The sequence below is a fragment of the Singulisphaera sp. GP187 genome, assembly GCF_900129635.1.
Lineage (GTDB): Bacteria > Planctomycetota > Planctomycetia > Isosphaerales > Isosphaeraceae > Singulisphaera.
Window position 1 is genome coordinate 1,921,575 of the sequence record NZ_FSRB01000002.1, and the last position, 19,178, is coordinate 1,940,752.

13 protein-coding genes are annotated in these 19,178 nt (G+C 63.0%); 7 read left to right on the forward strand and 6 right to left on the reverse strand.

Annotation, left to right across the window (positions count from 1 at the left end):
• Positions 1–42: 42 nt before the first annotated feature.
• Both BUS42_RS31990 and BUS42_RS31995 read left to right on the forward strand, forming a co-directional pair.
• Positions 43–1,353, forward strand: a complete 1,311-nt coding sequence (locus BUS42_RS31990) for a glycosyltransferase family 4 protein (protein ID WP_254053924.1) — start codon at positions 43–45, stop codon at positions 1,351–1,353.
• Positions 1,350–3,935: a YfhO family protein gene (locus BUS42_RS31995; protein ID WP_254053925.1), complete on the forward strand. Its 2,586-nt coding sequence runs from the start codon at positions 1,350–1,352 to the stop codon at positions 3,933–3,935. Before BUS42_RS31990 ends, BUS42_RS31995 begins: the two co-directional genes overlap by 4 nt.
• Here BUS42_RS31995 and BUS42_RS32000 read toward each other — a convergent pair.
• From BUS42_RS32000 to BUS42_RS32015, 4 genes are all read right to left on the reverse strand, one after another.
• The gene (locus tag BUS42_RS32000) at positions 3,909–6,128 is read right to left on the reverse strand and encodes a glutamine amidotransferase (RefSeq protein ID WP_074313874.1); all 2,220 of its coding nucleotides are present in this window, start codon (positions 6,126–6,128) and stop codon (positions 3,909–3,911) included. The two genes, BUS42_RS31995 and BUS42_RS32000, sit on opposite strands and share 27 nt — an antisense overlap.
• A gap of 64 nt (positions 6,129–6,192) precedes the next feature.
• Positions 6,193–8,382: a BatA domain-containing protein gene (locus tag BUS42_RS32005; RefSeq protein ID WP_074313876.1), complete on the reverse strand. Its 2,190-nt coding sequence runs from the start codon at positions 8,380–8,382 to the stop codon at positions 6,193–6,195.
• A gap of 116 nt (positions 8,383–8,498) precedes the next feature.
• Positions 8,499–9,398, reverse strand: a complete 900-nt coding sequence (locus BUS42_RS32010) for a DUF58 domain-containing protein (RefSeq protein ID WP_074313878.1) — start codon at positions 9,396–9,398, stop codon at positions 8,499–8,501.
• A 71-nt stretch (positions 9,399–9,469) separates the two neighbouring features.
• Complete coding sequence (locus BUS42_RS32015; RefSeq protein WP_254053926.1) at positions 9,470–10,504, reverse strand: AAA family ATPase; 1,035 nt, start codon at positions 10,502–10,504, stop codon at positions 9,470–9,472.
• A gap of 496 nt (positions 10,505–11,000) precedes the next feature.
• On the opposite strand from BUS42_RS32015, the gene BUS42_RS42220 reads away from it, so the two are divergent.
• The 3 genes from BUS42_RS42220 to BUS42_RS32040 all read left to right on the forward strand — a co-directional run bounded on the left by BUS42_RS42220 (position 11,001) and on the right by BUS42_RS32040 (position 14,341).
• Complete coding sequence (locus BUS42_RS42220; RefSeq protein WP_083670881.1) at positions 11,001–13,187, forward strand: sigma-70 family RNA polymerase sigma factor; 2,187 nt, start codon at positions 11,001–11,003, stop codon at positions 13,185–13,187.
• A gap of 251 nt (positions 13,188–13,438) precedes the next feature.
• Positions 13,439–13,813 carry a type II toxin-antitoxin system TacA family antitoxin gene (locus tag BUS42_RS32035; protein WP_159452324.1) on the forward strand — a complete coding sequence of 125 codons (375 nt, stop codon included), beginning with the start codon at positions 13,439–13,441 and terminating at the stop codon, positions 13,811–13,813.
• A 6-nt stretch (positions 13,814–13,819) separates the two neighbouring features.
• Positions 13,820–14,341 carry a GNAT family N-acetyltransferase gene (locus BUS42_RS32040; RefSeq protein WP_074313882.1) on the forward strand — a complete coding sequence of 174 codons (522 nt, stop codon included), beginning with the start codon at positions 13,820–13,822 and terminating at the stop codon, positions 14,339–14,341.
• Positions 14,342–14,400: 59 nt separating this feature from the next.
• Here BUS42_RS32040 and BUS42_RS32045 read toward each other — a convergent pair whose 3' ends face one another.
• Positions 14,401–15,729, reverse strand: a complete 1,329-nt coding sequence (locus BUS42_RS32045) for a sigma-70 family RNA polymerase sigma factor (RefSeq protein ID WP_074313884.1) — start codon at positions 15,727–15,729, stop codon at positions 14,401–14,403.
• Positions 15,730–15,897: 168 nt separating this feature from the next.
• Positions 15,898–17,484, reverse strand: coding sequence for a TIGR02996 domain-containing protein (locus BUS42_RS32050; protein WP_254053927.1), 1,587 nt, complete (start codon positions 17,482–17,484; stop codon positions 15,898–15,900).
• 214 nt (positions 17,485–17,698) lie between these two features.
• Between BUS42_RS32050 and BUS42_RS32055 the strand changes: the two genes are divergently transcribed.
• The gene (locus tag BUS42_RS32055) at positions 17,699–17,893 is read left to right on the forward strand and encodes a hypothetical protein (protein ID WP_074313886.1); all 195 of its coding nucleotides are present in this window, start codon (positions 17,699–17,701) and stop codon (positions 17,891–17,893) included.
• 189 nt (positions 17,894–18,082) lie between these two features.
• Positions 18,083–19,072, forward strand: coding sequence for an isopenicillin N synthase family dioxygenase (locus BUS42_RS32060; RefSeq protein WP_074313888.1), 990 nt, complete (start codon positions 18,083–18,085; stop codon positions 19,070–19,072).
• Positions 19,073–19,178: the final 106 nt, after the last annotated feature.

The window sequence follows — 19,178 nt, forward strand, 5'->3', positions numbered from 1 at the left end:
CGAAGTTGTACCGACGAACGGACGAAGACAGGGAGGTCGCCGTTGAAGTTCTGCATGGTCACCACGTTCTTCGGCGCACACAGCTTTGGTGGTGACGCGGCCTACGTGGATCGTCTGACGCGCGCCCTCTGTCGACGTGGGCATGAAGTCCATGTCTTCCATTGCGCCGACGCATTCAATGCGGTGCGAGGGGCCCACCCCTTGCGGTCGTATACACCGCCGCCCGGTCTCCACATCCATCAGCTCGAAAGCGGCTTTGGAGTCCTGTCGCCATTGGCGACCCAGATGACCGGCCGCCCTTATTTTAAGGCCGAGGCGCTGCGGGCGGAGCTCGACGCCGTGGACACGGACGTCGTCCATTTCCACAATATTTCGCTGGTCGGAGGCCCGGGCATCCTCCACTTTGGCCGTCGTGCCGCGCGGATCATGACCGCTCACGAGCACTGGCTGATCTGCCCGATGCACTTGCTCTGGAAGAACGGCAAGAAGACGTGCGACGGACCCGATTGCACTCGCTGTACCCTGGCGGGGGGCCGACCGCCCCAGGCCTGGCGATACACCGGAGCGATCGACCGTGGTCTTCGCGAGCTCGACGCGCTGATCTTTCCCAGCCGGCATGCGCTCGAGGAGCATCGCACGCGGGGAATCGGCGCCCCGCTCATCCATCTGCCCTACTTCCTTCCCGACGACTGGTCGGCGGGCATCGAGGATGAAGAGCCCGAAGTGACCGAGCGACCCTACCTCGCCGCCGCCGGGCGACTCGTTCGCATGAAGGGATTCCAACAACTGATCCCGCTGATGCGATATTTGCCCCAGGTCGACCTGCGGATTGCAGGTACGGGACCCTACGAACCTACGCTCCGCAAACTCGCCCGCGACCTGCCGAACGTCCACTTCGAGGGGCTGCTCGGGGGCCAAGGGCTCGCCAAGCTGTTCCATGGAGCGCGTGCGGTCGTTGTTCCTTCGCTTTTCCCCGAGACCTTCGGGTATGTGGTGCTCGAAGCCTACGCGGTTCGGACCCCGGTCGTGGTCCATACCGGCGGCGGAGCGCTCAACGAAACGGGCGTGCTCAGTGGCGGGGGCCTGGGGTATTCGAACGACGCCGAGATGCTTCAGGCGATGAGGCGGATTGTCCACGATGACGATCTGCGCGAGGAACTGGCCGATCGTGGGTTTGCGATGCGCACCGGCGAGTGGTCCGAGACCGCGCACATGGACAAGTATTTCACATTGATTCACGGGATCCAGACCGGCCGAGCCCTTTCACCCCCCCACCGGCCGCCGACCCACCGTGCTGAGTCTTTGACCCACGGCACGACTTCGGGGAACGCATGGAGTTCGCGGCACCAATGAGGTTGAGGCTGGGCGAATTCTTCGCCGGGCTGATCGTGCTGACCCTGACCCTGACCTGCTTCGCGCGCCTGGTGGCGGAGCCGTCAGGGCTCCTCGTGGATGGCGATCGTCCCAGCGTCGATCACGCCCAACGCGATGATTTCCGTCCGGTCGGCAACGACCTGACGTTCTTCTATCTCCCTCACTACCACCAACTGGCCGACCAGCTCGCGCGTTACGGTCGGGTCCCCCACTGGGATTCCTCGGGCTTTGCCGGGCGCCCGCTGGTCGGCAACCCTCAAGGGGGCCTGTTCTATCCGCCACTCCGCCTGATCTGGGGCTTGCAAGCTCCGTCGGCGTTAGGTTGGTTGACCGTCGGCCACCTGCTCTGGTCGAGCCTCGGTCTGTTCCTGCTGATGCGAAGTCTGGGTGCTGGCGTTGCCGCCGCGACGGTGGCGGCCGGGTGCTTTCAGGCGTCTCCGTATGTCCTGGCCCAGGTGTTCGAGGGGCACTATCCCCATGTTTGGGCCGCGTCTTGGTATCCTTGGGCGTTCTGGGCCTTCGTGCAGTTTCGCAACCGGCGGTGGGGCCGGGCGCTGACGCTCGCCCCGATCCTGGCGCTTGCGCTGCTGGCCGGGCATCCGCAGGAATGGTTTTACCTGATCTTCATCCTGAGCGTCTGGGCTCTCTGGGATGCGATCCGCGACGGCGTCGAAGGGCGTCCCGGAGCGGCGCTCGCGAGGCTCGGCGGTTGGTCGTTCGTGGTCGCGTTGAGCTTGGGCCTGGCGGCCGTGGAACTCATTCCCGACATGATGGCACAAGCCTGGTCGTTGCGGGGCAGCCAGCTCTCGCTGGGCAAGGTGAGCCGGTATCAACTGCACGCGCTCAACGGCTTTCAGCTTTTGAGTCCGGGGGCGCTCGGCTCCCCGAGCGACTACTTCGGCCATGATAATTACTGGGAAACGGTCTTCTCGATCGGACTGATCCCGCTGGTGCTCGTCGCAGTCGCCGCCGCGCGGCACCCGGACCGGCGGCTCGTCCGCGGCTGGCTCATCCTGATCGTGGGGGCGTTGGTCTTCGCGGCGGGGCGGAAGCTTGGTCTCTTTCCGTTGCTGTTCGCGTGCGTTCCCGGGATGAACCGGTTTCGCGTCCCCTCCCGATCGCTGTTCGTCGTCAGCCTGGGGACAGCGGTGTTGGCTGGTTTCGGGGTTGAGACGCTGGCACTTCGCGCGTTCGGCGCTGAGGGTTGGCAATGGCTCGCCCGGCGATCCCGGCTCGTGGCCATTGTGGTCGGGGCGATTCTGCTCGGCCTCTTGCCGTTCTCGACGCGCGAGCGAAACGAACCGCGGGCGAAGCCGGACCATGCGCTTTCGTTGCGCGAGATTCGGGCCATTCTGAGGAGTCAGGGGGAGAGTGGGCCCTCGGTCGCCGCCTCGGCCGCGGGTCAGATCGCCCGGAGCGGGACATTCTGGTTCGCACTTGTCGGAATCGGGGTCATTGTCACCGTCGGCTGCCGTTGCTCCGGCGATCGTCGGTCGCGGTACGCCTGGTCGATCGGACTCCTTGGCCTGATCGAGCTCGGCGTTTCCGGTTACGGGCTGCTCAAGGTCGCCCCGCCCTCGGAGTTCCTGGGCCCCGACCCGATCAGTCGAGCGCTCGGTGATGCGGAGCCGCCGGTTGCTGGTCCGTTCCGGATTCGGGCTCGCGACACGCTCTATCCGGATCTGCGCGCATCCTCGAACGGATTTGAGAAAATCAACATCAATGACTCGTTCCAGATCCAGCATGCAGCGGATCTCTACGAATCACTTTTCGCCTTGCTCTACGCGCCCCGGACCGTGGACCTGAAATCGCCGATGAGCGAGGTCGTCGCGGAACATCAGCAGGAAAATCGTCAGCGGATCCTCGATCGAATGAACGTCGCGTTCCTTGTCGCCGACCACGTCGAGTCCGCCCCGCATTGGCCGCTCGTCGCCTCGGGAACGTCCCACGGCTCAACGTTTTCAATTCATCGAAATCCGACCGTCATGCCCCGTGCCTACGTTGTTCCTCGGGCGGAGCCGACCGGGGAGGACGCGGCCTCGGCACTCGCGGGGTTCCGCGCGGTTGATCCCCGTGAGGCGGTGCTGATGTCGGCCGATCCGCTGCCGACCGGGCCGCGCCAGCCGTTCACCCCGGCCGTCTGGGGTTCAACCGACCCCGATCGCGTCGTGATTCAGGTGACGACCGAAGCGCCGGGCTTGTTGGTGGTCGCCGATACCTGGATGCCGGGCTGGGACGCCCAGGACAACGGACGCCCCACGCGAATCTTGCGCGGAAACCACGCGCAACGGGTGATCCCACTGACCCGGCCGGGCCGCCACGAGGTCGTCTTGCGCTATGAGGCGCCCGGACTCAAACGCGGCACCGCCGTTACCCTGGCGTCGGCCGTCGCGTGGGTCGCGGTGGTGGTCGCCACACTGGTCTGGCAAGTCCGGCGCGACGTGCGATCCCCTGGTTCCCTGCCGGCTCAAGGGCAAACGGACCAAGCATTTCCGCCATCCGGACCATCCGCCCCTGAGATGGCAGAGCCTCTTTCAGACCCAGCCGTGACGCTTGCGTAGCCACCATTCGAGCGTCAGAAACGCGGTGAAGATGAGGAAGAAGGGCCAGTTGTCCCAGATCTTGTGCTCGATCTGAGTCATCGATTCGGTGGAGAGCTTGCCGTTCAGGCTTTTGAGGTACTTAGGTAGCCCTTCGGAGGGGAGATACTGACCGCCCGTCGTCTCGGCCATCTGGCGGAGCAGATCGAGGTCGGCGGCGGGGTTTTCCATCTCTCGGTCGTCCTGGTTGACGATGAATCGCGAGCTGTCCCGGCCGACCTCTTGGCCGTTTCGTTTCGCGACCACGGTCACTCGATACAACCCCGGCTGGCCGATCGCCGGGTAGGAGCCTCGAGCCGCCTCGCCTTCCTTGTAGACTGGGACGGGGTCTTCCGGGGTTTTCGATCCCTCGATGGTGACCGCCGCTTGGTAAGTGAGGTTGGGGATCGGCACGTTCTTGGCGTCGCGCGCGGTGACCGTGAAGCCCAAGGTTTCGCCCACCGAGACCTTGCGTGTGTCGAGCGTCAGCTTGACCTTGTCCTCTCCCTCATCCTCCTTGTGTGAGAGCCAGAACGTCACCTGCCTCCAGAACCTGCGGTGGGCGGCCTGGCCTTGCTCCGAGGCGCGGGGCCAGACCCAGGTTTCGCCGCCGAAGGCGACGACCCGCCCTGCCCCGCTGTCGCTGGCGATCATGAGCGGTTCCGCGTTGGGATCGCCGCTCCTTGCGAGCACCATCGCGTTGGCTTTCGGTTCACCGAAGCGATTGGTGCCGGTGAGCGGGGGAAGGGTCGCCCAGATCCGCTTGCTCTCCTCGCGGGTCGGGCCGATCTGGAAGAGATAGTTCTCGAGCCCGGAAGTCTGCGGGTCGAATCGGATCCCGTCTTTGGGCTCGAGCTGACCGTCGCTGGCGCTGATCTTCACGGGCAAGATGCCGGCGATCGGGGTATTCTCCCACTTCCCCGAGCCGAAGCTCGAGCGGCCGCCCAGCATGATCAGCCCCGCGCCGTCTTTCTCGACGGCCATCGTGAGGAGCTGCTGCTGCTTTGGGGACAAGAAATTGGCGGGCACGTCACTGAGAATGTAAACGTTATACTTTCCTGGTGCAAAGACCGCGTCGTCGAGCTCGCTCACGCCGTTATCGGCCGGTTTACGGAGCACGACCACGTCACCCTGAATATCGGGTGAAGACGTGACGGCGCGGTTCCAGTACTTATATTCCCAGGGTGAGGAGGGACCCTGGATGAACAACACGTTCAGGCCGCCGGAGAGCACGTTGATAAACGTGCTCGACTCGTTGTTCGTGGTGAGCAATTCCTGGTCTTTGGGTTTGACCCGGAGCGTGAGCAGCTTTTCGCCCGGCGTCTGGGGAATATATTTCAAACCTTTGATCTGAAGGACTTCGGTGCCCATCGGGGCTTCGAGGGTCGTCTTGGCCACCGATTTCCCATCGACCAGCATCTCGAGCTCGATCGGTTGCTTCGGGAACCCGCGGACGGCGAGCGACCCCTTGATCTGGAGCTGGTTCTTGACGAAGACGGAGGGACCCGCCTCAAAGCCGCGTATCGAGATGTCTTTTGAGGTTGGCCCGGCGCTTTCCGAACCGACGCCGACGGCGGTGATCGGGATTTGCTGGGCGCGGAGCCGCCGCGCGGCGACCAGCGGATTGTAGCCGGCGTTGTTCGAGGCGTCGGAAATGACCACGAGCGAGGCCACCTGCGTGCCGGCCTGGCGCTTGACCGCCTCGAGTAATGCATCTCCCAGCGCGGTCTCCCGTCCGTTCGGTTCCTCGTCCGCCTTTTCACTGCTGGGGCTGACTTCTTCCCGGAGCGTGGAGTTGAACCGGTAATACTTCACGTCGAGGTTCGGCCCCAGGTTCTTGGCCACGGGGCGCGCTAGCTCGAGTGCGGCGCGAGCGGCCTCCCAGCGGCTCTTACCCCCGGCCTCGTCCTTGAACTGCATGCTCTTCGAGTCGTCGAGCAAGAAGACCACCGAGGCCGGCTGCTTCTTCTTTTCCTGGAGGATCACCGACGGCCTCAAGGCGGCCAGTACGCAGAGCAAGACCGAGGCGAGGCGCAGGCCCAGCGCGAACCAGCGCCAGCGCCCCGTGGTCCCACGCATCCGCTGCGCATACGCCCAGACGGTCAGGCCGGTCACGATCAGGGCGGCCACGGCCACCACGAACCAGGAACTGATCGGGTCGAAACTGACGTTCATCGTAACGACCTTCGGAGCGGCTCCGGTTGGTGAATTCGAGTCCCCCTCGTCCTGTTCATGACCGTCACGCAGGCGCTCCCACGGCCCCTCTCGGAGCGCTTTCGCGGTGGAACTTGTTGGCGAGCAGGTTCTCGAGGGTGACCAGGATCAGGATCAGGCCCATCAGCCAGGGGAAGATCTCGAACCCGACCCGGCTCATCGTCACTTCGCGTTTCAGGCTCTCGGAGTCGGTCGCCAGATTGTAGCCCTTTTTGCCGAAGAGTGCGTCGAAGTCACTCACTTCCATCGGTGCGTAATTCATCTCGGAGAGGGGCGGGTTGACGCTGAAACCCATCAACGTTTTCTCCCCTTCGGAGTTGGAAGCGGTGACCGTCCACTGGCCGATCGGCGGAGAAACGATCACGAGTGAATCGACGGGCGGGTTGAGTCGCTCGATCGTTTTACCGTCCTCACTCTGCATTACGTAGTTCTTGAACCGGCGGGTCGGATCGATCGGCAGAATCGCATCTTGCCCAACCTCGTAGTTCAACTGCTCGCTCGACGTGCCGGCCAGGTAGGGGATGGTCTGCCTCATCAGGAGATAGAACGACCAGTTCTCGCCGACCGGGAGGGCAAACTCATTCCAGGCTGTTTTCAAGCGTGAATCCGTGACCCGTGCCAACGGGGTCGTCCAGAGCAAGACCCGGCCGGTCTTCTTCCCTTGGAACGAGCGCTCGACCAAGGCAGGCGCTCCGTTGGAGTAGGAGAGCAGGGTTCGCGACCCCTTGGGAGGGGTGATCCCCCAGTAGTGAAAGATCGGGATCTGCGAAAGCATCTCCCCGAGCTGCCTTGGGTAGCTCCGGAAGAGCGGGTGAGTGAGGTCGGCAATCTTGCCGAAGGTCGCTTCCTTGGGGGATTCCTTCTTGGTCAACGAACCGGGGATGAGCTGTGAGGCGCCCGGGAGGTTGTAGTTCTCGGGGCTGGCGTACTCCCCAAGCCCGACGATCAGGCCTCCCCCGTCGTGAACGAAGGCGTTGAGGCGGCTCCATCCGGTCTCGCTCAGTTCCTTGACGTTGAGCAGGAACACGGCCGTCTCGTGCTTGAGAGTGTCGCCGGTCTGCGCTTCGAATTTCGCGGTCCGGATCGTTTCCACTCGGTAGGTCCGCGGGGCCCCGGTCGGGAGCGACCCCGGGTCGGGGTCGAGCGCATCGGCCACGAACTGGGCGTCGTTCTCCCGGTCGGAGATGACGAGCACCCGCATGGCCGGCTGGACCTTGAAGGTGAACGAGCGGCTGTCGTCAAACTCCAAGGGATCCGGGGCGCCACTGAGCCGCACGACCCCTTTATGGATCGGGATCGCCGGATCGAGTTTGGGGGTCATGAATTTGAGTTCGGTCTCACCGTCGGCCGCGAGCGTCACTTGCTCTTTATGGCGCGGTGTGCCGTCGAGGTCGAACTGGACCATGCGCGTCGTGGCCGGACCTTGGGAACGAATCTTGGCCCGAATCTCGACGGACTCGCCTTGCGTGGCCACGCTGATCGACGGCGAGGCCTCGGCCACGGCCACGTTCCGGATCTCCTTGGGAGCCATGCGAACAATGTAGGTGGCAATGCCCGACTTGATCTTCTTGACCTTGTCGAGCCCTTCGACCGCGCGGTCGTGGTCCCAGGACGACCGCGCCATGTCCGTGAGCACGTAGACTTCATGACGCGGTCGATCGCAGTCGGAAACTGAGGCGTAAGCCTGCCCGACCGCCAGGTTCAGCGGGCGATTGGCGGGTCGAAGCACGATCCCATCCACCCGCTTGCGCGCGGCCGCCGGCGAGAGCGGAGGCGGAGCGCCTGGTTCCGCCGAGTCGATTACAAAGACCTGGCTCGAGTCGGGCATCTTCTTGAGGATGTCCTTCGCCTGCTGCTTCGCCTCATCCAGGAGCGACTTATCTCGAGGCTTGTAGCCCATCGACAGGCTGGTGTCGAAGACGAGCGCGACGGCCGTGGGGACTTCTTGGTCGCCGCCGAGTGAGGTCTGGGAGAAGAGGCGCGGTCGCGCCAGCGCCAGGGCCATCAGCGCGATGAGTGCCATCCGGGCGAGCAGGAGCAGCCAGTTCTTGATCTTCAGCGTTTTCCGGGACCGCTTTTGCCGTTCCCGGATCAGGCGGAGGGCGGGAAAGATCACGCGCTTGGGAGGCTGCTTCATGAACAGGTGGAGGATCACCGGCACGGCCGCCATTGCGGCTCCCGCAGCCAGCCCCGCGTGAATCAGGGAGATATCCATGTCGCTCCGTCCGGCTCTGGGGGTCGCGCGGTGTTCATGCTGCTCTCCCAATCTTTCGGCGTCGCCGTGGTGAACTCAACCGCCCGGGGTCGCGGATTCTCCTGACTCCACGGGGCTCAACCGCGCGACTGCCGGCTGAGCAAGTAGCTCATCAAGGCTTTATCAAATGGCATTCCGGTATGGAGCGCCGTGTAGTCGATGCGGGCGTTCCGGCACTCTTTGCGAAACTTGTCCTGAAACGAGGCGACTTCCTCGAGATAGTCGGCCCTGATTCCGTCGGCATCGACCAGCAAGGTCTCGTGGGTTTCATTGTCCTCGAGTTCGACCATGCCGTCGAACGGGAAGAGGGCTTCCGCCTCATCCAGGATATGGAAAATGATGACGTCGTGCCCGGCGAATCGGAGCCGGTGCAAGGCCTGAATGATCGGTTCGGCGTCCCCCAGCAAGTCACTGAAGATCATGACGAGGCTGCGGTGGCGGATCATTCCGGCCACCTGGTGCAGGCTCTTGGCAATCGCCGTTTCGCCGGCCGGCTGGAGCTTCGCGAGCAGGGAGAGGATATTGCCGAGCTGCGACCGCTTGCTCTTGGGGGGCAAGCTCTGGCGGACCTTCTGGTCGAACGCGATCAGGCCGACCGGGTCCTGCTGGTGGATCATCAGGTAGCCGAGCGCGGCGGCCAGGCTGATCCCGTACTCGAATTTCGTGAGTTCCTGCCGGTAGGTGTAGCCCATGGATCCGGAGAGGTCCATGACGAGATAGCCCGTCAGGTTCGTCTCGGCCTGGAACTTTTTGACGTAGAATCGGTCAGTCTTGGCGTAAACGTTCCAGTCGACGTCGGAGATGTTATCACCGGGAGTGTACTTGCGATGCTCCGAGAACTCGACCGAGAAGCCCTGGAACGGACTGGCGTGGAGGCCGGAGAGGAACCCCTCGACGATGAACTTGGCACGGAGGTCGAGCCGCGCCACCTGGCGGATCACCTCGGGCTTCAAATACTTTTCGGCCGTGCTGGACACGGGGAAACCTCACTCTCAATGTTGCGGATCAGCGACTCGAGGAAGGATTTCCGCTGGTCACGGCCAGGCGATCAGGAGTTCGTTCCTCGTCGGTCATACTTGGGCACGTCGGGCTCCTTGACCTCGGCGATCAGTTTTCGGATCAGCGACTCGGTCGTCTGGCCCTCGGCCTGAGCCTGGAAGTTGGTGCTGATTCGGTGCCGGAGGACCGGAATCGCGACACGCCGGATGTCGTCGAGCGAAACGCTGAACCGGCCGTCCAGGGCGGCCATCGCCTTACCACCGAGAATCAGGTTCTGGCCGGCGCGGGGCCCGGCCCCAAAGTCGACCAATTCTTTGATAAACGGAGGCGACTTCTCATCGCCCGGCCGCGTGGCGCGGACCAGGCGAGTCACGTACTCGACCGTGTAGTCGGAGACGGGCACCGACGTGACAAGCTTCTGAAGGTTCAGAATCGCCTTGCCGGAGAGCACCTTCTTGAGCTCGACCGACTCTCCCTTGGTGGTTGACGAGAGGATCTTCTTCTCCTCTTCCAAGGTGGGATAGCCCACCCGAATGTCGAACATGAACCGGTCGAGTTGCGCTTCGGGCAGCGGATACGTCCCTTCTTGCTCGATCGGATTCTGAGTGGCGATGACGAAGAACGGTTCCGGCAGATGAAGCGTTTCCTGGCCGACGGTCACTTCCCGTTCCTGCATGGCCTGCAACAGGGCGGCCTGGGTTTTCGGGGGCGTTCGGTTGATCTCGTCCGCCAGGATGATGTTCGAGAAAATCGGTCCGGGGACGAACCGGAACGCACGCCGCCCCGCCTCGGGCTCTTCCAGAACGTTGGTGCCGGTGATGTCCGACGGCATCAGGTCGGGCGTGAACTGGATGCGCTTGAAGCCGACGTCGAGGATCTTGGCGATGGAACTGACCATCAAGGTCTTCGCCAGGCCAGGAACGCCCACGAGCAGGACGTGGCCTCGGGTGAAGATCGCCGCCATGATCTGGTCGATGACTTCGCGCTGGCCGATGACGACCTTATTCAGCTCGGCCACCATCACGTCGCGTGAGTGGCGAAACTCATCTAGGAGATGCGTGATCCGATCGCCGGAAGTGGACATGCCAGTGGGGTGCCCTGGAGGATGGGTGTCGAACCCGCGGGGAAACACGCCGCCACGGAGTAAGTCGAGACAGGAGCAGCGCCGAGCGGGGGCCGTCTCCCACCTCAGGGCCACCGACGGAATTGAGACACGACTATTGTAGAGCGGGGCGACCCTGGGATTCAAGTTAAACGAGGCCCGCTTCCCGGCCCGGGAATGAGCGGCCGGCCGCTCAGGCGGAATCCCCCGCAAACTCGCAAGCCCCAAGTCCTGATCCGCCGCATGCCGATGCCGGGGTGCATCCCGCCGACCCTGAATCCATCCGGGTCTTGCATGCAAAGCCGTTGCCGAACGACCACCAGCAAGTAAGCCCGTCCAGCAATGGCGTTGTGGATCGAATTCGCCCCGTGGTGTGGACGTGAAAGAACCGAAGCCGCTGGGTTGTTCGAGAAATCGGGAAAAAACTCCATGGTCGCGGCATAGTAGGGGCGGGATTCGGACTCGGAGGTCATCAAGCATGGCGATCGACTCGGCGAGTGTGGCTGTCTACCTGCGAGGGCTCGGCACGCTGTTCGGCTCAGGCAGCGTGGCCGGAATGACCGATCGTGAGCTGCTCGAACGATTTGTGACGGGGTCGGGGGATTGCGCGGACACGGCCTTCGCGGCCCTGGTCTTGCGTCATGGCCCGATGGTCCTGGGCGTCTGTCGCCGGGCGTTGGCCGACCCACACGATGTGGAGGATGCCTTCCAGGCCACGTTTCTCGTCCTGGTCCGCAAGGCGGGGTCGATCCGCGTGGACGACTCGCTGGGCGGATGGCTCCATGCCGTGAGCCGGAAGGTGGCGGTCCGGGCCCGATCTCTGGCGTTGAAGCGGCCGTTCCCGGCCGGCGGCGTGTCGGAATCCTGGGAGCATCGGACGACGCCCTCCGATGAACTGGATTCGATTCTGGACGAAGAAATCGACCGGCTGCCCCGGCGATACGGCGAGGCCGTGCGTCTGTGCTACCTGGAGGGGATGGCATTGAAAGAGGCTGCCGCCCGATTGGGCTGCCAGGTCGGCACGGTGGGGAGCCGTTTGTCCCGGGCGAAGGACCTCCTGCGATTGCGCCTGATCCGACGCGGGTTCACGCATTCGGCGCTGGCGCTCCCGGTATATCTCGCATCGGGCCGCGCCCGGGCGGCCGTGCCCGAGGCCCTGATCGAGTCGGCCTCTGAGTGGGCGGCGAAAGGCGCGACCCGGGCGGTCCCGACGACCGTCGCCGCTTTGGCTTCCTATGGAATAAGGAGCATTATTATGTCGAAAGGACTTCTCACGGCGGGAGCCGTGCTTGTTGGCCTGGGATGCCTCGGGACCGGCGCGGCGGTCTTCGGCCGCGGGGACGAACCGAAGCCGAAAACCACGCCGGCTTCCAAGGACGATTCGCAACCGAAGGTGGAAATGCCGACGGTCGCCGACCAATACAAGAAGATCATCGCGGAATTCGAGGGCGAGCAGAAGAAGCTCTCCGAAGCCGTCGCGGCGGCCAAAACCGAGTTCGAGGGTTGGAAACTCTACGGGACGATGTCCCCCGACGACGCCGCGTATTCCAAAAGGATGGTCGACCTGGCGTTGACCGCGCCGAACGACCCGGTCTCGCGAGACGCCCTGGTCTGGGTTCTGAACAAGACGTACTGCTCCGACTGCGGCCCCTACGGCGACCAGTTCGCGCGCGCCGTCCGGGTGCTGGTCAACCAACACGCCGACGACCCCGAGGCCGTACGCGTCGCCCTTTCGCTAGATAACATCCTCTCCCGCAACCGCGACGCCTTGATGGACGGGTTGTACGTCGGCGCCGTGTGCCGCGAGGCGAAGGGGCTGGCCCGTCTGGCGATGGCCCAGTACCTGGAGAAGAAGGCGTTGCTCGCGAAGGGGGCGCGTACCTCGCGGGAACGTCACCCGATCGAATTCGAAACCTACGACGACACCGGGAAATTGGTGAAGAAGTCGATCCCCCCGTCCAACGAGGAGGAGGGCTACCGCGTCGCGCTCCGCCTGCTTGACCCCGATGCCGTCCGCCGCGAGGCCGAGCGGCTCTACGAGGAGGTGATCGACGAGTACGGCGACATCCCGTACGTCACGACGCACCGCCGCAAGCTGGAGGCATTGCAGAAAGAGCCAGTCCCGATGGGGAACAACAAGCCGTTGACCGTCGGCGAGATCAAGGAGCTTGACGCGCTGCTGGCACGAAAGCGGACGCTGGGCGAGGTCGCCCTCGGCCACCTCGACGAGATGCACAACCTGGCCGAAGGCAAGCCCGCCCCCGAGATCGACGGCAAGGACATCGATGGCAGGTCACTCAAGCTCTCCGACTACCGCGGCAAGGTGGTCGTCCTGGTCTTTTGGGGGTCGTGGTGCGGACCTTGCATGAGAGAAGTCCCCCACGAGCGCGAACTAGTCGAGAAATACAAGGGCCGGCCGTTCGCCTTGTTGGGTGTGAATTGCAACGAGAACATCGAAGCTGCCAAGAAGGCAATGAAAACCGAGCAGATGACCTGGCCGCAGTGGCACGATGGCGAAGACAAGGGCGGCCCGATCGTCGAGAGATTCCATGTCCGCCTCTATCCTACGGTCTTCGTGATTGACGCCAAGGGGATCATCCGCCACAAGAACGCGATTGGAGAAAGTCTGGACAGGGCCGTCGATTCGCTGCTGAATGAAATCTAGGGCGTGTGGAATTCCTCGATCAGGGAACGGGGGCAGGAACCGATCCCGCCGAATTATTGTGAACCTTCAATATTCGGCTCCTGCCCCCCTTTCCATTCCCAGGGCTCATTTCAACGCCAGCCCACCGCACGATGGGCACGCACCAAGACTTTCGCATGAAGGTGCGGACGTTGGGCAAGAGTTGAATGTCGAACAGGTCGCTTGTGTGGACAATGGCCGGCCGGACGGTAGAATTGCTACTGAGGGTGATCATGGTTCTGAAGACGGATGGTCATCCGGGGAGACAACCAGAGGAGGGGACAATGGCAGTTGCGGTCAAGAACGATGGGACCAGCGACGACCGGGCGGAATCCACCCAGGTCAAAGGTGAACGCCTTGACCTGCGGATCGCATCCGATGTCAAAGGCATGATCGAGAAAGCCGCTACGATATCTGGGCTGCCGGTTTCCGCTTTCGTCCTCAGCGTGGTTGTTCCGCATGCTCGCCAGGTGATTCATGAATCGCAGCAGCTCACCTTGTCGAGCCGCGACCGGGACCGCTTCCTTGCTGCGTTAGATGACGAGAACGCCAAGCCAAACGCGGCCCTGCTTCGTGCGGCCGAAAGATTCAACGCCGCAACCCGGTGACGATTCGTGCCAGAATGGGCCATTGAACAGTTAACCGGAAATCATGACCATTCAGGGTTCGACTGTGGAAAGCAGTCCCTGTCTGAATGGATTCAGCGTTATGCCGGCCAGAACGATAAGCGGGATACCTCCCGGACTTACGTAGCCGTGCGTCCGGTGGACTTCCGCGTTTTCGGCTATTACAGTCTGTCGAGCTACCAAATCCGCTTTGAGGATATGCCAGCCCCGATCGCGAACCGGTTGCCAAGGAAACAGCCGATCCCCGCGGCCCTAATTGGCAAACTGGCAGTCGACAAGAATGCCCAGGGCCAGGGCTTGGGAGAAATCCTGCTGATGTCGGCTCTCGGCCGAGCCGTGCTCTTATCCCAGCAGATCGCGATCAATGCCGTTGTCGTCGACGCCATCGACGAGCAAGCGAAGGGGTTCTACCTGAAATACGGCTTTCGGGCGTTGCTCGACGACCCCCTTCATCTGTTCATTCCGCTGAGCGTTGTCCGCCAGCTTAACCTCAATACCCAGGCCGAGTGAACGCGGCCCCCTCTCACTTCACGCGTCAGTTCGCGGCCGGTCACCTGACTCACCCCTGATCAGGGTTTCACGCGACGATAGACATCGAGAGTCTCACCGCGCCTAACCGTGACGAATTCATTTGGCCGCCTGCCCTGGGTTGCACGGAAGCAAACCGTCAAGACGTCGCCCTCCAGCTTATAAATCCCGGGACAGACCTTAGGTGCGCCCTCCTCGTCAGCGAGGAAGTCGAGCGCCTTCGGATTTCTGGTCGGGTCCAGCAGAACGCGGTTGTGGCTCCCGCCCGCTGTTCCGTCGGTTTTCCACGTGAAATTGAGCGTCAAGGCTCCGACTGGGAGGTCACCTTCGGGCCGGTCTTTCGCCGGCTCGACCATCATCTTGACGGTCTTATCAGCCTTGACGCCGTCCGTGGAGATCCTGACCCACGTGCCTTGAAGCTTATCCCAGTCACACTGGGGATCGTCCGTTCTCGATGTGCCAGTGACCCCGTTGGCGATCGCCAACGGATGGCTTCCGGTGGGGATGAGTCCACCCCCGCCGATTGCCACGACCCCGAGGACAAGTCCTGCGGACGGGACCTTACAGAGATTGGTCATGGCCATGGTTCTCGATACCCCGTTTACAAGTGCCACGACGGACGTCGAAACCGGTCCGCCCGTTCCCTTGGCCGTCACGGTCCACACCGCTGCCCGGCATGTGTTTTCGATCAGCACGACCGGAACCATGGCCTTCGCCGGCTCCGCAAGGAGACCGACCCCAACCAGGCCCGATGCGGGGCTTAGCCCCCGGCGAGCAAGTCGCTCGCGTAGCCGCTCGCGGCCCCGCGCCAGTCGGCTCTTGACCGTGCCGATGGGGCAGCCGAGATGTCGCGCCGTCTCCTCGTAGGTCCGGTTTTCCACGTCGCAGAGTAGGATTGGTATGCGGTAATGGTCCGGGAGCCGGTCGATCTCCTCCTGGATGACCCGCCACTGATCATCCGGTGCTGGGCCACCGCCACGGTTTCTCGCCGCCTCGGCCGCTCTCCTCTCGGCCGCACTCCGCCGGTCCGTCCCGAGTCGGGCACGAGTCGCCACACGGCAGGCCACCCGATGAAGCCAGGGGCCCAAGGAGTCCCGCACCCAGAGCGCCCCGACCCTCCGCACGAGGATCAGGAAGGTCGCCTGAAACGCGTCCTGTGCGTCGTGCTCATCCTGGACGATGCCGCGACAGGCGCGAAGGACCATCGGGCCGTGCCGCTCAACGATGACCGCGAAGGCCAGTTCGGATGCCTCGCCACGCCGGGTGGCAAACTGCTCCAGGAGTTGCCCGTCCGTCAGACCGGCGGTCATTCCCACATTGAACAGCGTGCGGATGTTGTTCAGGACGGTCCCATTCCGTTCGAGTGCCATAGATTTCGGTCTCCTCAGCGATCTGTGATCCTCCCATTACAATAAAGCCGTTGAGTCGGTCAATTGTTCCGACTTTCCGTGAGGTCTTCCGGTCAGGAGAATTCAAAGAGGCCAGGACCCGATATGGCTATATCGGGTCCTGGCCTCTTTGAATTCGTTTCAACCTTCTCATCCCGGTCGTCTCATGCAGAACACCGCGTGCATGCAACTGAAATAGACAGGGACCGGAATCTCGTGTTTCAACAGGCAGCGCCCGCATGCCGCAGCAGTTCGCGCCAGTACATAGAGGGCCGGACCGCTGGGTCGGATCCCGGAGTGGAGCGGCTGTCGCTCGTAGACCTGCGCGGCCTCCGGGAAATCCGGGACCTTGATCTCCGCGACGGGGCCCTCGTAGGCGAACTCCTCGGGGACTTCGCCTTGGCCCTGGAACTCAGTTGAATCGTTCGCCTGCACATGAAAGCTTCCCATCCACCTAAGATCAGGCCTGATCCGCAGGTAGATCGCCTTACCCTCCTTCTTCGGCAGGACCGCGAGTGCCTTTCGAAACGCGATTTGTAGCGCCTCCTCGTATTCTTCGAACGGAAGGCAATCGATCTCCGCTCGGACCTCCGCGCCCGCGAGATCCTGACACAGGCGACGGTATTGATCTTCGAGACCGGCGTAGTCCCCAGCCTGAACCCAGTGATTCATGGCTCGGAGGGGATGCCGCTGACGGTCATTCCAGGTAAGCCCCTGCCAGTTCGTATTGCGGGAAAACGGGTCGATAAATTCCGTTTCCCAGTCCACAACCCGCACGCGCTGGTCAAATCCACTACGGTAGGTCGAGATGTCCTTCAGTTCGTCGATGGTGAAACCTTGTGCGTTCACGGTCGCCGCCCTGCTCAGGCGAAGCCAGTTGAGCCGAGGCACCCAGGTCTCCCGGAGAACCTCGTCCCAGAGCTGAGGGGAAAAGCGGCATCCCCCCAGGTCCAGTGCCTCCAGATGAGCGAAAGCGGGGGATTGCCCGAGTGTCCGGACCAAATCCCCGGTCAGTATCGTATGCGATAGGTTGAGTTTGCGTAGGTTCGCCAGATAGGGAGACCGAGCCATTGCAAGAAGAATTTTGGGTGACGGCCCTCGCCAAACACCGTCGACGTTGACGGCAAGTTCTCTGAGGTTCCCCCGGTAGGGGGACAGCAAGCCCTCGACGAGCACCTTGTTCTTGACAAGGTTGCCGTTGCGGTCGTGCTGCAGGACGAGGGTGCGGAGATTCTTCAAGTGGGGAGAGTTCAAGAGCTTCGCCAAGAGTCGGTCGTCAATGGCATAGAACCCCCAGAACTCGAGGCCGGTGAGTCTCTCGAGGTGGGGGAGGGCTTCGACAACTCCCTCGAGGTCGCAGAACTGCCCGGTGTCACGGACATGGCGAATCGGCCCCTTGCTCAAGGTGGCGAGAATCTGGTCGGCGGGTCGCTCCAGGCTCATCTCAACACGTTCGATGAAGCCGCGTTGATAGACCCATTCGGTGATCTCGGTGCCGAACTCCTCGGCCCACGTCCAGCCGTATTGGTCCAGCAGCTCCGCCTCACGAGCCAGGAGCGCCGGTCGCCCCGGATCGTTCGCGGGCATCGGGTCGAGGGTACATTGGATCCGGATGAACTCGCCACGTTCCGGTTCACCCTGGCTTTCCAGCCAATCCGCGTAGGCCAACCGGGGCGCGTCGTCGTCTGGCGAATCGAGGATCGCCTTCAATAGGGCTTGTCCACTCACCATGCGCATCAATCCCTCCAGATTGCTGCCCTCTCGATCATTGGCCGACTTCAAAATCCTGGCATGCACACTCCCCGACGTCAACGTGGTGCCACTCTGAACGAGGTTCCGCGAGTTGTCCCGTCCCACGATTCTGAGCCCACCAGGACGGAGTCGGCCCGAAACACGCCGTCCTGCCCTCGATCGAGAACCGCCGCGTCGCAATGGTGCGGGGAACTTTCTCTTGTATGGCCCCTCGAACACCGCGCTGATCGGAGAGGTATCCACCGGGGATCGACGCGGACGCATCGGCATTGAGAGTCGAGTCGCAATGGGCAAGCTTCTTGCCCTGATCGGCTGGGGCATTCGCCAGGACATGGGCGAAGTCGTTATCCTGGAAGGGCTTGAACGCAAAATCTCCGAGACTGTCGCCACGTGACCGGGGGCTCTTTATCTATCGGAAGACAGGGAGCGTGAGCGCCCTGACTTAGGGCTTTCGCATGGGCTGGCTCATTTGACACTGTGGCAACGGTAATGGGTTGATGGACCCGGGCGGAAAGCCCGCTAACGTGGCGACCGTGTCTCATTTCGCGTCCGAATCCGGACCTTACTTGGAGGAGGCGAGTTCATGGGCGAAACGGACTTCTCGCGGATCCCGATTGTCGATGTCAGTATGCTGGTCGCGGGAGAACCCGGCCAACGGGCTGTCGCCGATCAACTTGGCCTGGCGTGCCGAGAGAGCGGATTCTTCTACGTCGTGGGGCACGGAGTCGACGAAGGACTTCTGGTCCGCTTGCGCGATCTCAGCCGCGCCTTCTTCTCGCTCGACACCGAGACCAAGCTGAAGATCCGGATGGCCCGGGGCGGCCGGGCCTGGCGGGGCTACTTCCGCGTCGGCGACGAGCTGACCTCCGGCAAGCCCGACCAGAAGGAGGGGATCTATTTTGGCGAGGAACTGCCTCCGGACGACCCGAGGGTGCGCGACGGGACGCCGCTGCATGGCCCCAACCTCTTCCCGGAGGAGCCAATCGGCTATCGTGAAGCGGTTCTGGAATATATGGCCGCGCTCACATCCCTCGGCCATCGGTTGATGTGTGGCCTGGCCCTGAGCTTGGGCCTGGAGGAATCATACTTCTCAGAGCATTACCTCGGAAACCCACTGACTCTGTTCCGCATCTTCAACTACCCGTCATCTCCCGCACCGGACCTGTGGGGCGTAGGCGAGCATACCGACTACGGGATGCTGACTATCCTGTTGCAGGACGACGCCGGAGGCCTGGAGGTCAAGTCGAGGTCTCGTTGGGTGCCCGCGCCACCGGTGCCCGGCTCATTCGTCTGCAACATCGGCGACATGCTCGACCGAATGACGGGCGGCCTTTACCGTTCGACCCCACACCGCGTCCGCAACGCGGCTCCCCGCGACCGGCTCTCTTTCCCGTTCTTCTTCGACCCCGGGTTCGACACCATCGTCCGGCCGATCGACCTGGTCGGCCCCATTGCCGACGACAAGGACGAGCGTTGGGATCGGTCGAGTGTCCATGCGTTTGAGGGGACGTACGGGGAATATTTGCTCGCCAAGGTCAGCAAGGTGTTCCCGGAGTTGCGGTCGGCCGTGTGAGGGAACAAGGGCCCTGGAGGCCGACGGCCACTGGCCTGGCGGGCATGAGGGCGTTGGCACCGGACAACGACATCTTTGACTGTCCCCTACTCCCCGCTCCCGCCAC

Coding starts and splice junctions, on each gene's coding strand:
- BUS42_RS31995 (WP_254053925.1), top strand. CDS start 1,350: ATGAGGTTGAGGCTGGGCGAATTCTTCGCCGGGCTGATCGTGCTGACC.
- BUS42_RS32000 (WP_074313874.1), bottom strand. CDS start 6,128: ATGAACGTCAGTTTCGACCCGATCAGTTCCTGGTTCGTGGTGGCCGTG.
- BUS42_RS32005 (WP_074313876.1), bottom strand. CDS start 8,382: ATGGATATCTCCCTGATTCACGCGGGGCTGGCTGCGGGAGCCGCAATG.
- BUS42_RS32015 (WP_254053926.1), bottom strand. CDS start 10,504: ATGTCCACTTCCGGCGATCGGATCACGCATCTCCTAGATGAGTTTCGC.
- BUS42_RS42220 (WP_083670881.1), top strand. CDS start 11,001: ATGGCGATCGACTCGGCGAGTGTGGCTGTCTACCTGCGAGGGCTCGGC.
- BUS42_RS32035 (WP_159452324.1), top strand. CDS start 13,439: ATGGTTCTGAAGACGGATGGTCATCCGGGGAGACAACCAGAGGAGGGG.
- BUS42_RS32045 (WP_074313884.1), bottom strand. CDS start 15,729: ATGGCACTCGAACGGAATGGGACCGTCCTGAACAACATCCGCACGCTG.
- BUS42_RS32050 (WP_254053927.1), bottom strand. CDS start 17,484: ATGCGCATGGTGAGTGGACAAGCCCTATTGAAGGCGATCCTCGATTCG.
- BUS42_RS32060 (WP_074313888.1), top strand. CDS start 18,083: ATGGGCGAAACGGACTTCTCGCGGATCCCGATTGTCGATGTCAGTATG.